Raw genomic sequence first — 13,975 nt, 5'->3', positions numbered from 1 at the left:
ATAAAATCCTTTTCGGTTCGCAAAATGCAAGTCGGTTTTATTCGTCGAGACATGATCCCGTAACAGTAGAGGTTTATCTTTTCCTTGCTATTCGGCGCCGGGTCCGTATTCTGCGTGAGTCGGGAGGATATATGACCTTTGCACTCGAATTAAAAGATCGGTTTGCCTCCGAATTCATAGAGGCAAGCCAAAGGGACGCCCTGCTGCGAGAGTCCGGCATCGCTTTAGAAAATTTAATCTCAGGAAAAGGAAAAGGGAAAGAATTTTTAGGCTGGGTAAATCTGCCTCAAACGATTCGATCGGAATCGATCGAGATAATTTCTTCCGAAGCGGACCGGATTCGAAGACAATCGGATACCGTTGTTTTAGTGGGAATAGGCGGTTCATATCTCGGAGCGCGGGCGGTTATCGACGCATCCGAACCCTATTTTCCGAAATCAAAGATAGGTTCTCCTGAAATTGTTTACGCAGGTCATCATCTAGACGGACGGTATCATGCCGAACTCTTAAAATATCTTGAAACGAGAGAGTTCTCGATCAACGTGATTTCTAAGTCCGGAACCACTACGGAGCCTGCACTAGCTTTCCGGCTTTTATGGGACTTGGCAAAAAAAAAATACGGGGATAAGGCAAAAGAAAGAATTATTGCAACGACCGATTCTTCAAAAGGCGCCTTACGAAAAATGTCGGATACCTTGGGATTTACTACCTTTGTCATTCCTGACGATATAGGTGGCAGATACTCGGTTTTAACTCCGGTGGGATTGTTTCCGATTGCAGTCGCGGGAATAGATATTCTTGCTTTTGTGAATGGATTTCAGGAAGCCTCGAATCAGTTACTTGCACGAACCAATCCCGAAGAAAATCTTTCCTGCAGATATGCAGTGTTAAGAAATTGTCTCTATCGATCCGGGAGAAGCACCGAAGTTCTGTCCAGTTTTACTCCTTCATTGAGAACTTTCACCGAATGGTGGAAACAGCTATACGGAGAGAGTGAAGGAAAAGAAGGGAAAGGAATTTTTCCCGCAGGAGTAAATCTTACTACCGATTTACATTCGATGGGTCAATATTTGCAGGAAGGCGAGCGTAGACTTTTTGAAACTTTCTTACATCCATTAACCGTTAAAGAAGACGTAATCGTACCTGCGGACAAGGATGACTTGGATGGCCTTAATTTTCTTGCGATGAAGCCGATGTCCGAAGTTAACCGCAAAGCGATACTAGGAACTTTAACCGCTCACTCCGAGGGAAACGTTCCTTGTATCGAATTATGTTTTCCGGATACAAGCCCGGAGAATCTAGGAAGTCTAATGTATTTCTTCGAATTAGCCTGCGGAATTTCCGGAACTTTGTTGAATGTAAATCCTTTTGATCAACCTGGAGTCGAAGCTTACAAACGAAATATGTTTGCTCTTCTAGGTAAATCGGGTTTTGAAGAGCTTCGGGAAACTCTAAAGAGCAAAGGCATTTAAAGATAGCTGTTAATTGAAGTACTCCTATATCCAATTTTATCCTGCGGAAGAAGAGTATTTGAGCCATACGGCTTTTCAAATGAGATTTTGTTGCAAAAAGGAAAATATTCCGAGTCGGAATGATTCGTTTGAACTGTTTCTATTTGCCTTTCGAAAACTTTTTTCCAGAATGCTTGACAAGCAATCGTTTTTGATTCGCATTGAGGGAATGGAGAAAAGGTTAAACGGCCTACGGATTGTATCCGCTTCATTGGCGCTTTTCACTCTATTATTTTTTCTCCATTTATCACATTTCAGTTCTTATCCCGGGAAAAAATACCCCGTTCCTACGCAAAGCATAACGGGTGTCGAGACCGAATATCAAGATGATCGTAATTTCGTAGAAAGTTTGGAAAACTCGGAACTTTCCTTTGATGCGATTTCCCTTGAAAAGATACATAATCCGGCGCATCTCGATTCGAAATCTTCCCGTCAGGATAGGTTTCAATTTCACTTCTGTAAGCTCCTATCTCAATATCTGTTGAATATTCCGCCTCCTGCATTCGTTTAATCTAGTTTAATTCTCATCTTAAACGATGAGAGAAAGAAATGGGTTTTAGAACTAGGGGCGAGCTTCTTTTAGCTTTCACCCGATCGGCCGAACGGAAAGAAACATAAAGCGACTTAAAAATGATTCGAATGTTGGGATTCCCGAAAATTCGGTTTCAGTTCTCGGAAGTTCGTCTTCCACGTACATATCAAAACTAACGTAGCACCGTATTGTAACCGATCTCGGTAGGGGGTTTTCTCCTTGCCGAGGTCGGGGTTTTTTATGGATTTTCTCCCCGAAAAAGGAGCGACAGGGTATAAAGACTCCCGATACTTTTTAAAGGAAGTTTCGACTTTCTTGGATGCGAATGAACCTCGAATTTGCCAAATGGAATCGCCTGATTCAGGCAATGGAGGCCCGTAAACGAATCGTTTTACACGGAGTGGTTCTTTCCTCCTTTTATAAAACCAATCTTGAAAACTATCTTCGCTTTTGCCTAGAATTTTACAGAAAGACCGACCTCTTACCGCCGTTACTCAGCCTTCTTTCGACGCTTCTGGAAAGAGCATACCGAGAAAATTGTCTCGACTCTTATTTCAAGAGTAAAGGTTGGAATTCTGCGAGCGATGATTTCGCGGAAAGAGAAGAAGAGTTTCGAAATACTTGGGATTTTTCCGATCCTTTGTCGGTTCGTCCAGTACTCAAAGAACAAGGGTTTTATCTAAAAACGACGATTTCGCATAATCAAACCGGGCTTGCAGTGGAAATTTCCAATAATGCGATCATTCCGCTAGAATCGGAAGAAGACTTAACGGAATACTTATCTAGAGCGAAATCATATCAAAACATATCTGAGTATTACGAAGACTACCCTTTCGATGAGGAAGGTAAGGAGATAGGTCTTGCTCTTTCGCTCGTTCAGTTTAAGGAAATCGGCATCAAACCGAATATTCTTCGGTACGATACACCCGAGGGTATGCATGTATTCAGGATAGAACTTCCCTTCGGAGAGAAATACGAATCCTTAGTAGAGCGAATCGAAAAGGACGAAGAGTTATTGCCATTTCCCGAGTACTTTATCAAGGAAGACGAAATTCTTGAGCCTTGGAAGTTATCGACTTGTAAGCATTGTGGGAGAACGGTCGATGATCGAATTTTCTTTCCGGTCGTTCCGATCGATGTTCCTTTACGGATCGTTTCCGATCTTCCTATGGATGTTGGCATTTGCGCTTGGTGTTTATCGAGTTATATTTAATCGCGAATATTTTATCTGAATACTTCTACATCGTTGCTTCCGATGAGTTCCAAGCCTGAAAAATGGAGTCGATCACTCCGTAGGTTACTGCTTCTTCCGCCGAAAGCCAAAAATCCCGATCGGTATCTCGTTCGATGATTTCTAACGGTTGTCCGGTTCCTTCCGCGATAATCCGATTGATTTCCTTTTTTTCCTTTTCCACCATCGACGCAAAAATACCTATATCGGTGGCTTGTGCCTCGAATCGCCCGGGAACGTGAGGTTGGTGCAGCATGATCCGGCTATGCGGGTAAGCGTATCGTTTTCCTTTTGTCCCGGAAAGAAGTAACAATGCTCCGAAACTCGCTGCGAGACCCATGCAAACGGTTCGGATATCGTTTGAGATTAAATTCATAGTATCTAAGATCGCCATTCCGGCGGTATTGGCGCCACCAGGACTATTTATGATTAGCGTGATATCTTTAGTAGAATCTTCGGAAGATAGATATAGAAGTCGATCGATAACATGCTTAGCGGAGGCATCATCAACCTGTCCCCATAGAAAAATCTTTCTTTCCTTTAAGTTATTTTCATCCAGACGAACACCTGGGAGTATTAAATCGGGTAATACAGGTTCCATGTCTTTCTCCTTAGGACGCGATCGCCATAGGTCCGTGGAGGACTTCCAACCAATCTCTTCGATCAGATTTTGTTAATAGATTCCGCCGAAGTAATTCCCTGCTCCTTCTCAAGCGATTCTTAAGATTACCGCCGGTGATTCCAGTTCTCCTCGCGATTTCCTCATAACTTAATTCGCTGAAATATCGCAAGTTGAGTAATTCTTTCTCTTCATTCGGAAGTTCTTCCAAGGCCTGCAACACTTCCTTTCGCCATGCTTCTTCGTCTCGATCCGATCGGGCTCTTCCCATGGTCGTTTCAGGTTTGAATTCGGCCGAAACGAGATCTTTTCGGCGAAGAATTCTGTCGGAATGTTTCAAAACTAACCTGCGCAATAAAAATGGAAACGCTTCGGGTTGACGAAGGTTCGGTAAAACCTTCCAGGTTTCCAAGAAAACTTCCTGTGTGAGGTCCTCGGCTTTGGATTCGTCCCGAATTCGCTTCCCAGCTTCAAGCTGGACGTATTTTTCGAATCGGGAAACCAATTCGGTAAAGGCAGTTTCTTCGCCTTTGGCGGCTTCGGTTACTAATACTGTAAAATCGCGCATATCTGTCTCAGGGTCCCTTTTTAGACGAATCCAGTGTACCGTTTTTTCCGATTTTCGGAACCGATTCCGGGCAATTAGTCGACGGTCTAGTCGCATTCGTTGAAAATGAGGAGTAAATGTCCGCTTCGAATGGAGTTCGAAATTTAGACCCGGATCGGGGATTTTACTGAACGGAGCGGAATAATGAATCGGTTATGCGAAATCGGGCTTGAGGTTTCCCGCCCTCCTGGGTGGGGGATGGCGGCGGTTTATCGCGGAGAACTTCTTTTATCACGGATTATCCGACATGTCAATAAAAAAACGGAACAAAGCTTTGTAGGAGCTCCAACAGATTTTTTGAACATAAAATGATTGTAATATTCCAAATTCTATGAAATGCCGGCCTGTACCGCCGCTGCGCTCCAGCCCCCACCCAGGAAGGGCTGTACGTCCTGGAACATAGGTAACACTTTAGACCGGAGACATGGGTTACACTTTCAAAGTCCTAGATATTTTCTTTGTGTTCTCATTCAAATAACCTATTTTCACAAAGCTGAAGTAAATGGCCCATATACCGTCGTCGACAGGTTCAAGGCCGATATTCTCTCCACCTAAACTCTTCGTAATAAAGAATCTTTGATTTTTCCAATAAAAATTACCTTCATCGACTTTACGAATTTCAAAATGATCCGGATAAAATATCTCAGATAGACGATTCGGATAGGATCTTAGGGAAGGTTTTCGTATAACTTCGTATAATGTATGCTATACGAAGTTACTTCCCTCAAGTATTACAAGCAATTTGCGAGGTCCCCAAGTAGGGTGTTGCTTACGAACTGCAAGAATCAACCGCTCTTCCGCAAAACCTACTCGGTTCGGGTTTGTGTGCGGAACCCTACTTCTCTCCAAAAGACCTTCAGGGCCTTCCTTCCGATACCGTTCAAGCCACTTGTATCCCGTCTTTCTACTTATTCCAAATGTTTCACAAAGAGAACTTATGGAAACCGTTCCGTCGCATACTGCGGCAATGAATTTTACTTTCTCGTCCATAGGGGACACCTCTTTCCACGGCAAAGGATTTTCCTCCATTTGCCTAAATTTCAGTGTTACCTATGTCACAGGTCTATTCTGTTACCGATGTCTCCGGTTTGTACCGGCGGGGAATCCGGGTCAAAGCGGATCTTGAAAGTCATCGGCCAGCATATCTCGCGCGAATTTCATGGGCAGTATCAAGTGCAGGAGTTCCTTCCGCCTCTTTTGTATATTACGAAAATTTAAACAAATGAATTAGAACGATCCGGAATTTCGATTAAGCTCCGCTACTTAAGTTTCCTATAAATTCCTTCCAGTTGTCTCCTAAGCGAATTCCGAAATCGGATTCACGATACCGTTCGTAAAGGTCTTTTTCACCGAGGTCTAAGAATTCTCCTGGAAAAATTTTTCCACCGATACGATTCTTTTTTGCCAACTCTCTGAACGTATCAGCGAGATCATAGGGAACATTCGGTTGAAGATCGGATAAACAGGGTCCCTTCATCCAAGAAAGTCCTAAATAGAAAAAATCCCCGTTCTCAAATGAGACTTTTCCGTCGCTTAAAGAGAGCCCGGTATAACTCGCACCCGGAGGTTTTTCAGACATATATAAAATACAATCGAATCGGTTTCGCTCTTCCTGAGTCGGCCAAGGTGAAAAATCCGATTCCGGAAATAAGATGAAATCCGGATTTATTACGAGAAACTCGTCTTCTATATTCCAAAATCGATCGATTGCAGTTCGAATTCCTCCTCCGGTTCCGAGGATGATCGGCTGTTCTTTAGAAATTTGTAATTTAAATTCATCGAACGAGCATAGTCTAGATTCCAGTTTATCGGCATGATAATGTGAATTGGCAATCGCATCTTTAACTCCCCATCTTTTTGCCCAATAAAATGAGTAGTAGATGAGAGGAATTCCTGAGACGGTGAGTAGCGGTTTTGGAAGTTCTTTCGTCCATTCTTGCATTCTCGTTCCGAAGCCCGCGCAAGGAAAAAAAGCCTTATCGTTCATGAGTTCATCGATCGATTTTTTCCAGGAAGGAGCGGTTCACTAAGAGTTCTTTTCTGAGAAAGTGGAAAAAAACGAACAGTTGGTCGGGAAATAATCCTACTTGCACTATTTCTAATAAATTATCCAAGCAAGAAATGATGCTTGCGCGATACTTATCTTGTCCTTTGTCGGCAACTAGCATGAAATACGAGCCTAAGGCTTTATAAGACCTTTGGAGACTCTGTAAGTAAAAGCATTCTTTAGGTCTGGGATAATCCGTCTCCGAAAATTTCAGGAAAAGTAAAAATAACCCTTTTCTCATCGCGAACGGGATCGGTCTATACGCATCATAAAGCAAACTGGATAAATCATAAAAAGGAGTTCCCATTCTCGCATCTTGAAAATCGATCATCGTAATTTGGCCTTCAGAATTAAGCATTAGATTTCTAGCATGGAAGTCACGATGGCAGAATACCTTCACTTTATAATCGGATAAGAAGGAAGAGGCTTCCTCGATGAATATTTTTACTTCCGGGCGCAACTCCGTTTTGATTCCGAAAAATTTCGAAAATCTACCGAACGCGGAAAGGGTAAACTGGTTCTCATAATTCAATTTTTCGTAATCGAATTCTCGTCCAGATACTGGGGCTTCCGTTTCGAGCTTCTGGAGTTTTACGAGAAGCTCGATCGATTTAACAAGATAATCGCGATATTCTCCGTCGTCTTTAATGGAGCTTAAATCCGTATCGCCTTCGTCGGAAAGTAGAGTTAAATGATGAATTATGTCGGTCTTATATACTTCGGGTACTCGGAATCCGTGAGAGTGGAGAAAATTTCCAACGTCGATAAAATCGTGCTGGAATTGCGTGTCCTTACAAAGGATCAGAGTCTCGTTGGGATAAAAGATTCTGTAGTATCTGCGGGTCGAAGCCTCGGGGGTTATAGATTCGACCTTATTCGGAAATTTGCCGTCTTTGGCAAGAAATCGGAGTTCGGCTTCTCCAATTGATTGACTCATATTAACTTGGCCTAGTTCGACAGTTTGTCCGGAAATACCAAGCGGAATTCTGTTCCTTTATCCGGTTCCGAATCGATTTCGATTCTAATTCCGAACAAGTCGGCAATTTCTTTCGCGACAAACATTCCCAATCCCGTGCCCTGGCCCGTTTTTTTCGTGGTGAAATAGGGCTGAAATATTTTTTTTAACACTTCGCCGCTCATACCGACGCCGTTGTCTCGTATTTTAATTACCGGGTGCCGATTTCTTTCGAAAATGCTGATTTGAATTTTTCCTTTGTTCGCAGTCGCGTCCGCCGAATTCAGTACGATATTGGAAACAAGTAGGCTCAACTGATCGGAATTGGAAAAAACCTGGACGTTTTCTTCCGCTTTTTCGAGCACTATTTCGCAGTTTTTTAATCGGGAGGCCTTTTTAAAAACTTCGATAACCGATTCCACCACTTCGTTTAAATCTAGGACTTCCTTATCTTTTCCGACTTCTCCCGGTTTTCCTAGCTGCAACAGATTAAATGTCAAATTCTTTAGTTTGGTGATTTGATTCCAAGTAACTTGAATCGCTTTATCTTTCATGGCTTCGTCGGAATCGGGTAGTCTTGCCACTTCGATGAAACCTTGAACCGCCGTTAGCGCATTGTTGATTTCATGCCTTATGCTGGCCGCAATTGTAGTTAAAAATGCACGTCGTTCCGCATCGATTAATTTCTCCGAAATAACAATCTTCTGCGTCACGTCTCTGGCAATTCCAGTATAGTAGGTTTTACCGTTCATTACGTATCGACAAACCGATATGTCGAAGGTTCTTGGTTCCCCTTTGCGATTTATCAGTTCCGCGTTATGCAATCTTGCTATATTGCGATCCGATTTTCGATTCGCCAATTTTTCGACGCGATCTCGATACATTTTCCGATTTTTCTCCGCGATTAAAAGGCTTACCTCCGATCCAACGATTTCATTTTCCTCATATTGAAAATGACTAAGAGTCGCGTCGTTTACCGCACGAATTACAAGCGAATCATCCAAAGTTATTACGCAATCTCCGGTCGTTTCTAAAATGAGACTATTACGATAATTTAAATCTTTGTACTGTTGCGCAAGGTGGGTTTTTTCTCGAACGGTTTTTAATATTCGCCTGGACTTTTTGTCTTTTTCCTCTTTTTCTTTTCGCGCGTTTTCGAGGACGATTAAAAGCTGCTGTCGACTTACGGGTTTAGAAATGTAATCAAAGGCCCGATTGCGTAACGCTTCTTCTGCGGTATGAAGTTGAGGGTTCCCGGTTATCAGAATTACTGGGATATTCGAATTATATTTTTTGATTTCTTTTGCGACTTCGATTCCGTCTTTTCCTTCCATCAATATGTCGGAAATCACGATATCGACCGGCTTATCTCGAACGATCTTCATTGCTGATTCAAAATCTTCCGCAATAAAAACGTTGTAGCCTTCCCTTGAAATTACCCGCTCTAGAGCAGTTCGTATTTCTGATTCGTCGTCTATTACGAGAACATTCGGGTAATTTTCGGCCATGTTGTTTCTTTCTGTCAGCCTTTCATGCCTTTCCTACTGGGATCCTAATCGTAACCTTCGTACCTTGACCCGGGTTTGATTCCAGTTGAATGGAACCGCCATGATCGGCCACGATTCTCTGTGAAATTGTAAGCCCTAATCCTGTTCCTTGCTTAGTTCGACGAGTCGTATACAAAGGGAGAAAGGCTTTTTCAGCAACCTCGGGATTCATACCCGGGCCGTTATCTTGAATGGTAAAACTGACCGTTTCACCGTTCAAATACAATTCTTTCCGCACGGAAACTTGAATGTTCGGGAACTCCGGCTTATGTTCCATCTCGGAAATGGCATTCACGGCATTGACTAAGCAGTTAATGAGCACTTGTTCGATTTCCTGCCACGCGACGTATATTTGGGGAAGTTCAGGACTCGTCACTCGCTTTAGCTCTATTCCCGCTTTTTTACAGCTTACTTCGATCAATTCGCAGGCTCTGAGTAGAATAAAATACGGGGAAACCAATTCTTTTTTTCGAGGAGATCTTCTTCCTAAGTCTAGTAGTCCCTTAATCAGATCTCTTATGCGAAGTGCAGCTCCTTCGATTCTTTTATACACCTTTTTCCGTTCACTAGGATCAGGGTCTTCGTGCTCCAATAGATCCTCTAAATACAGAAGACTGGACTGAAGTGGGTTATTTACTTCGTGAGCGATCCCGGCCGCAATTTCTCCGATCGAAGCGAACTTTGCCGTTTCATAAAGCTGACGATCGAGCAGTTTGGTTTGGGTCACATCGGAGAAAATCAGCATTGCAGCGATCGGAAGCTCCTGATATTTCTTTAACGGAATGAATTTTATGGAAAAGAAATTTTCATCTTCTCCTAATAGAGCCATTGAAAAATCGAAGTACACCGGCCTCTGGATTTTTACGCATTCTCCTAATTTTTCGTATATTTCATTTTTTATCTCTTCCGCAAACAGTTCCGGAAATGTATCGCCCGGGGTGACATTGAGAAATTGAAAGAGAAAGAATTTGAGAATGGGAGCCACTTCCATTACGATTCCCTTCGGGTTTAATATTACTATCCCGTTGTTCATCGAGGCAAAAAGGTTTCTCAATTTCAGTTCGGAAGCTCGAATTAATTCTTCGTTCCTTTTTTGTTCGGTAATATCAAGTAAAAGTAAAATAGTTCCGATTCGATTGCCGTAATCGTCCTTTAGCGAGGAAGACGCCAATAAAAAAGGAATCTCGTTCCCGAGAGGAGTTCCGACTTGGATTTCGGCTTTGGATCCTAATAGTACTCTGTCGGTAGATTCGGCATCGAGCCGCAATAGGTCTCGAACCTGCAAACCCAGGAGTTCCTCCTTAGGCATACTTAATAAGTTCGATATATTCGTATTCGCATAGGTAATGAATCCTTCCTCGTCGGTGGATAAAAGCGGGACCTCCAGGGAGTTCAAGAGGGCGCCTTGAAATTGGAGTAGTTTGGCGGTATCTCGTCTCTGACGCTCTATTCGTAAATATTGAAGGGAGGATAATAAATCTTCTATGATTTCGAAGTAGAGATAGTTCTCTCCCGAATCGAAAGCCATATTCTCCTTTGATAAGATTTCTATTCCTCCGACGATTTTTCCGTCGTCTCGAATAATTAAGCTCAGGGACCTCCGGAATTCGGAAGTTCCGAGCGCGATTTCCCATTCGCGATAGGTAGACCCTCCGAATTCGTGGATGATAAAGGGCTCTTTTCCTTCCACTAAACTTAGCAAAGGCGAAGGAAACCTTTTTCTAAGCCAGGCGTTTTCAAAAGTTTCTTTCCAATCGTTTTCCGAATCTGATTGTACTAAAATCTGGTCCGTACCGTCTTCTTTCCGATAAAATCCCCAGACCAAACTATAATGAGGATTTTCCTTTAAAGTATCGCAAACTTTTTGAAAAAGGGTCGTCTCAGAGCTTAATCTTAACGAACGAAGATTGAGTTTTAATAAACGAAGACTTCTAAGAATGCTTTGCAGGTAGTAAAGTCTTAGCTCGGTTTCACGAACTTCGGATCTTTGGTAGATATGAAAGATTAACGGGGACTCCGGATCGGGAAGCAAGGTATTGATCGTAAACTCGGCCAAAATCAATTTGCCGTCTTTTCTCTTTAGGTTCCAGAGCAAAGAGATCCCTAACTCTTCCGCTCCGACCACGTGTTCGCCGATTCTTTCCGGACGAGACAGGAGCTTGCTCAAGGAAAGCTCCCCAAGCTCCTGGCGAGAGTAACCGAGAATGGCTTGGGCCTTAGGATTTGCGCTAAGTATACTGTAGGTCTTCGGTTCCAGGACTAGGATGCCTTCTTGCGCAGGAAAGAATGCGTTTTCCAGAAGGGGAAGAAGTTCCTTTAATTGCATGGGGGATGTTTAAATATCGGAAATTATATGGTCGGATTTTAATCTGGAAAAACCAGTTTCTTTGCTCGCGGGAATCCTTGATAACTTAGTTCCCCGATAAATCATAGCGGAAAAATGAACCTAATATATCATTTCTTCTTACAAAATTACGCCCGGAGCAAAATCCGGTTCATGGAGTCCGAACTCGGATTTCGAAGAATGTTCGTAGATTTGGGAGGACACAAACTTTTCTATTTAAAGCGCCAGGGGGAAGGATCGGAAAAGAAAACTCTTCTGCTGATTCACGGTCTCTTGGATAGCGCCGCCGGATTTAGAAAATTAGCCCCGTATCTAAGGAAAGACTTCACTATTCTTCTCCCGGATATTCCTGGGTTCGGATGGAGCAAATTACCGAATGTTCGGTACTTATATCAAGTTAACGTTTTTGCCGATTTATTGTACGATTCCATCCGAGAGCTTTCCCTCGAGAACTTGGTGTTAGGCGGTCATTCGATGGGAAGTCTGATCGCGATGCATATAGTATTGAGAGATGCGCAGAAGGAAAAAAGAATTAAGAGATTGGTTTTATTGGCTCCGGGCGGTATCCCTCACCCCAAACGGGACGAAATGAAGGATCTATTGTTTCCGAAAAATACGCAGCAGATTGAAAGGCTTTTTGCATCTTTGTATTTCTCGTCGGCGCCTAATTTGGGAGGTTTTGCAAAGAGAGCTCTGCTTTCCACTTGGAACGGGCAGGCAAATAGTTATCTGACTCACAATACTATAGATCGCGAGGAGGAAATCTTTCTCGGAAAAAAATTATCCGCAATCGGCTTAAAGTCCTTAATCGTTTCAGGAATGGATGATCCGATTACCGATCCGACTATGGTAAAGAAACTACATTCTTATTTGAAAAAGAGTAAAATTACTTGGGTGCCCTCCGCAAAACATGCATTGCATATCGAAAAACCTCTCGAGGTAGGGAATGCCATTAATGAATGGTTGTAAAATCCCAGTCGATTTCCGATAAAAAAAACCTATATTCCGTCTGAGTATAACTCCGCGCAGATATATAGAATGAGGCGACGATTTCTATATGGAAGATATTCAAAGTTCGGGTGCGATTGAGAAATCGATTAAAATCGCCTTGATCGAGGATAATTCAGAGTTCGGTTCTCATTGTATTCAATCCTTAGTCGGGATGTCCGAAATTTCGTCGGCTGATCTTTTTGCTAGTTGCGAAGATTTTCTCGCTAGCGGGAAAACTCGATATGACATCGTTTTTGTAGACATTATCCTTCCCGGAATGAACGGGATCGATTTTATTCGAGAAGTCTTTCCCAAAAATTCTTCGACTCGCTTCATCGTTCTTTCGGGAATCGAATCGGACGCGGCCTTATTCAAATCCATGCAAGCCGGGGCAGTTGGTTATTTTCTAAAGAAAGATCTCAAAGACATTCGTCAAGTAACGAGAATCGTTTTACAGGAAGGCGGAATTCTTTCCCCGGGATTAACCGCGCGGGTTATGGAATTTTTCAGAAAGACTCCGAAAAAGGAAGTCTTTGCCTTAACTCCGAGAGAACGCGAGATTTTGGATTATATTAACAGCGGTCTTAAAACGAAGCAGATTGCCTTGAAATTGGGTACGAAAGAAGGGACTGTTAGAATTCAAATAAAGAGCATTTTTAGAAAATTAAAAGTGAATTCTCGCTTGGATCTAGTTCGCAAATATTCTTAATCTCATTTTCCTTTATAGATTTTATCATAAAGAATTATGATTCGATTCGTATATCTTATACCTCAATCTAAGTAGTTACTGCTACACCCTTGGGTATAAAAGAGCGGTTTCATCATTACTCAAAGGAATCGTGCTTTCTCTAAACTTTATTTAGGTTAGTATAGAAGCTATGAACGACGTGAAGGAAACGGAGTGGTCAGGAGCAATCGCACAGCTAGCGGTGGTTATCACAACATACAGGCATGTCGGCACTACTACGGATCAAATCTTTCTTGCATGCGAATCCTTGTGGGCCGATTGGGAGAGCTTCGATCCCACCGGCCCCGATTGGTTGCAAGGATTCGAAGAGGCGATGGATGAGGGCGAGATGCGTTATGCGGCCGATTCGTTTCTAAAAGTCCGCAGTTTATTGAAAGAGAAGTTTGATACGATAACTGCGACTTTCGAATCGGGCAATGACATGGTTTTAGGCGGTCTTATATTAGAATTATCTGATGGTGTGTTCTCTCTATTAAACGGGCCTGAACCTGCGGAAAAAACCGCCGAATCGGTCGTGATAGAAGGTGAAAAACTATTAGAAATATTATTGGAATCAAACGATATCTCTTTTCCCGCCGACGAGGATTTGTCGGAAGTCGACCTGGATCTCGTTTCCGACGCGGGAGATCGGGAAATTTTACGGGAATTGATCGGTGCATTCGAGGCGATGGCGGAGACCACCGAGAGAACTTACGGTGAATCTTTGTATCTACTGCTTTCGAGGATATTTATCGTTCATTGGAGCTTTTATCGTCTTAGGAAAGAAGAGATTCCTCCCGTAACATAATATTGCCAAGCAAAATCGTAACCGTTCCTATTATCCCGATTTAGATTATTCGAACGA

The 13,975-nt window shown here is 42.7% G+C and carries 12 protein-coding genes and 1 pseudogene; 6 read left to right on the top strand and 7 right to left on the bottom strand.

Features of this window, described 5'->3' with window-relative positions; translation table 11 throughout:
* The first annotated feature begins 131 nt into the window (after positions 1-131).
* The 3 genes from LEP1GSC058_RS11115 (at position 132) to LEP1GSC058_RS11105 (ending at position 3,256) form a co-directional block, all read left to right on the top strand.
* Positions 132-1,472, top strand: a complete 1,341-nt coding sequence (locus LEP1GSC058_RS11115; RefSeq protein ID WP_016549651.1) for a glucose-6-phosphate isomerase — start codon at positions 132-134, stop codon at positions 1,470-1,472.
* 169 nt (positions 1,473-1,641) lie between these two features.
* Positions 1,642-2,022 carry a hypothetical protein gene (locus LEP1GSC058_RS20520; protein ID WP_232224675.1) on the top strand — a complete coding sequence of 127 codons (381 nt, stop codon included), beginning with the start codon at positions 1,642-1,644 and terminating at the stop codon, positions 2,020-2,022.
* A 346-nt stretch (positions 2,023-2,368) separates the two neighbouring features.
* Positions 2,369-3,256 (top strand): hypothetical protein, encoded by an 888-nt coding sequence (locus LEP1GSC058_RS11105; protein ID WP_016549827.1) that lies wholly within the window; start codon positions 2,369-2,371, stop codon positions 3,254-3,256.
* 25 nt (positions 3,257-3,281) lie between these two features.
* Here LEP1GSC058_RS11105 and LEP1GSC058_RS11100 read toward each other — a convergent pair whose 3' ends face one another.
* The 7 genes and pseudogenes from LEP1GSC058_RS11100 to LEP1GSC058_RS11070 form a co-directional block, all read right to left on the bottom strand.
* The gene (locus tag LEP1GSC058_RS11100) at positions 3,282-3,875 is read right to left on the bottom strand and encodes a ClpP family protease (RefSeq protein WP_016550383.1); all 594 of its coding nucleotides are present in this window, start codon (positions 3,873-3,875) and stop codon (positions 3,282-3,284) included.
* A 10-nt stretch (positions 3,876-3,885) separates the two neighbouring features.
* Positions 3,886-4,461 carry an RNA polymerase sigma factor gene (locus LEP1GSC058_RS11095; RefSeq protein ID WP_016549740.1) on the bottom strand — a complete coding sequence of 192 codons (576 nt, stop codon included), beginning with the start codon at positions 4,459-4,461 and terminating at the stop codon, positions 3,886-3,888.
* Positions 4,462-4,929: 468 nt separating this feature from the next.
* Positions 4,930-5,514: pseudogene (locus LEP1GSC058_RS20600) on the bottom strand (helix-turn-helix domain-containing protein).
* A 235-nt stretch (positions 5,515-5,749) separates the two neighbouring features.
* Entirely contained in the window at positions 5,750-6,487 is a 738-nt protein-coding gene (locus LEP1GSC058_RS11085; protein ID WP_016549959.1) for a sugar phosphate nucleotidyltransferase, read from the bottom strand.
* Positions 6,488-6,491: 4 nt separating this feature from the next.
* Positions 6,492-7,484, bottom strand: coding sequence for an aminoglycoside phosphotransferase family protein (locus LEP1GSC058_RS11080; protein WP_016550819.1), 993 nt, complete (start codon positions 7,482-7,484; stop codon positions 6,492-6,494).
* Between the two features lie 11 nt (positions 7,485-7,495).
* Entirely contained in the window at positions 7,496-9,010 is a 1,515-nt protein-coding gene (locus LEP1GSC058_RS11075) for a hybrid sensor histidine kinase/response regulator (RefSeq protein WP_016549811.1), read from the bottom strand.
* A 22-nt stretch (positions 9,011-9,032) separates the two neighbouring features.
* A complete protein-coding gene (locus LEP1GSC058_RS11070) occupies positions 9,033-11,375 on the bottom strand; it encodes an ATP-binding protein (protein ID WP_016549361.1) in 2,343 nt (780 codons plus the stop codon).
* Between the two features lie 171 nt (positions 11,376-11,546).
* Here LEP1GSC058_RS11070 and LEP1GSC058_RS11065 point away from each other — a divergent pair, with 171 nt between their 5' ends.
* The 3 genes from LEP1GSC058_RS11065 to LEP1GSC058_RS11055 all read left to right on the top strand — a co-directional run bounded on the left by LEP1GSC058_RS11065 (position 11,547) and on the right by LEP1GSC058_RS11055 (position 13,918).
* Entirely contained in the window at positions 11,547-12,362 is an 816-nt protein-coding gene (locus LEP1GSC058_RS11065) for an alpha/beta fold hydrolase (RefSeq protein ID WP_016550099.1), read from the top strand.
* A gap of 88 nt (positions 12,363-12,450) precedes the next feature.
* Positions 12,451-13,092, top strand: a complete 642-nt coding sequence (locus LEP1GSC058_RS11060) for a LuxR C-terminal-related transcriptional regulator (protein ID WP_016550838.1) — start codon at positions 12,451-12,453, stop codon at positions 13,090-13,092.
* Positions 13,093-13,261: 169 nt separating this feature from the next.
* Positions 13,262-13,918 carry a hypothetical protein gene (locus LEP1GSC058_RS11055; RefSeq protein ID WP_016550597.1) on the top strand — a complete coding sequence of 219 codons (657 nt, stop codon included), beginning with the start codon at positions 13,262-13,264 and terminating at the stop codon, positions 13,916-13,918.
* The last annotated feature ends 57 nt before the right edge of the window (positions 13,919-13,975 follow it).

Source organism: Leptospira fainei serovar Hurstbridge str. BUT 6 (assembly GCF_000306235.2).
Taxonomy (GTDB): Bacteria; Spirochaetota; Leptospiria; order Leptospirales; family Leptospiraceae; genus Leptospira_B; species Leptospira_B fainei.
This window is presented reverse-complemented; position numbering and strand designations above follow the sequence as displayed.

Bases quoted from the DNA above. Each gene is read 5' to 3' on its own strand.
- LEP1GSC058_RS11070 (WP_016549361.1), bottom strand. From the start codon at position 11,375: ATGCAATTAAAGGAACTTCTTCCCCTTCTGGAAAACGCATTCTTTCCT.
- LEP1GSC058_RS11105 (WP_016549827.1), top strand. From the start codon at position 2,369: ATGAACCTCGAATTTGCCAAATGGAATCGCCTGATTCAGGCAATGGAG.
- LEP1GSC058_RS11065 (WP_016550099.1), top strand. From the start codon at position 11,547: ATGGAGTCCGAACTCGGATTTCGAAGAATGTTCGTAGATTTGGGAGGA.
- LEP1GSC058_RS11115 (WP_016549651.1), top strand. From the start codon at position 132: ATGACCTTTGCACTCGAATTAAAAGATCGGTTTGCCTCCGAATTCATA.
- LEP1GSC058_RS11080 (WP_016550819.1), bottom strand. From the start codon at position 7,484: ATGAGTCAATCAATTGGAGAAGCCGAACTCCGATTTCTTGCCAAAGAC.
- LEP1GSC058_RS11100 (WP_016550383.1), bottom strand. From the start codon at position 3,875: ATGGAACCTGTATTACCCGATTTAATACTCCCAGGTGTTCGTCTGGAT.
- LEP1GSC058_RS11085 (WP_016549959.1), bottom strand. From the start codon at position 6,487: ATGAACGATAAGGCTTTTTTTCCTTGCGCGGGCTTCGGAACGAGAATG.
- LEP1GSC058_RS11075 (WP_016549811.1), bottom strand. From the start codon at position 9,010: ATGGCCGAAAATTACCCGAATGTTCTCGTAATAGACGACGAATCAGAA.
- LEP1GSC058_RS11060 (WP_016550838.1), top strand. From the start codon at position 12,451: ATGGAAGATATTCAAAGTTCGGGTGCGATTGAGAAATCGATTAAAATC.
- LEP1GSC058_RS20520 (WP_232224675.1), top strand. From the start codon at position 1,642: ATGCTTGACAAGCAATCGTTTTTGATTCGCATTGAGGGAATGGAGAAA.
- LEP1GSC058_RS11095 (WP_016549740.1), bottom strand. From the start codon at position 4,461: ATGCGCGATTTTACAGTATTAGTAACCGAAGCCGCCAAAGGCGAAGAA.
- LEP1GSC058_RS11055 (WP_016550597.1), top strand. From the start codon at position 13,262: ATGAACGACGTGAAGGAAACGGAGTGGTCAGGAGCAATCGCACAGCTA.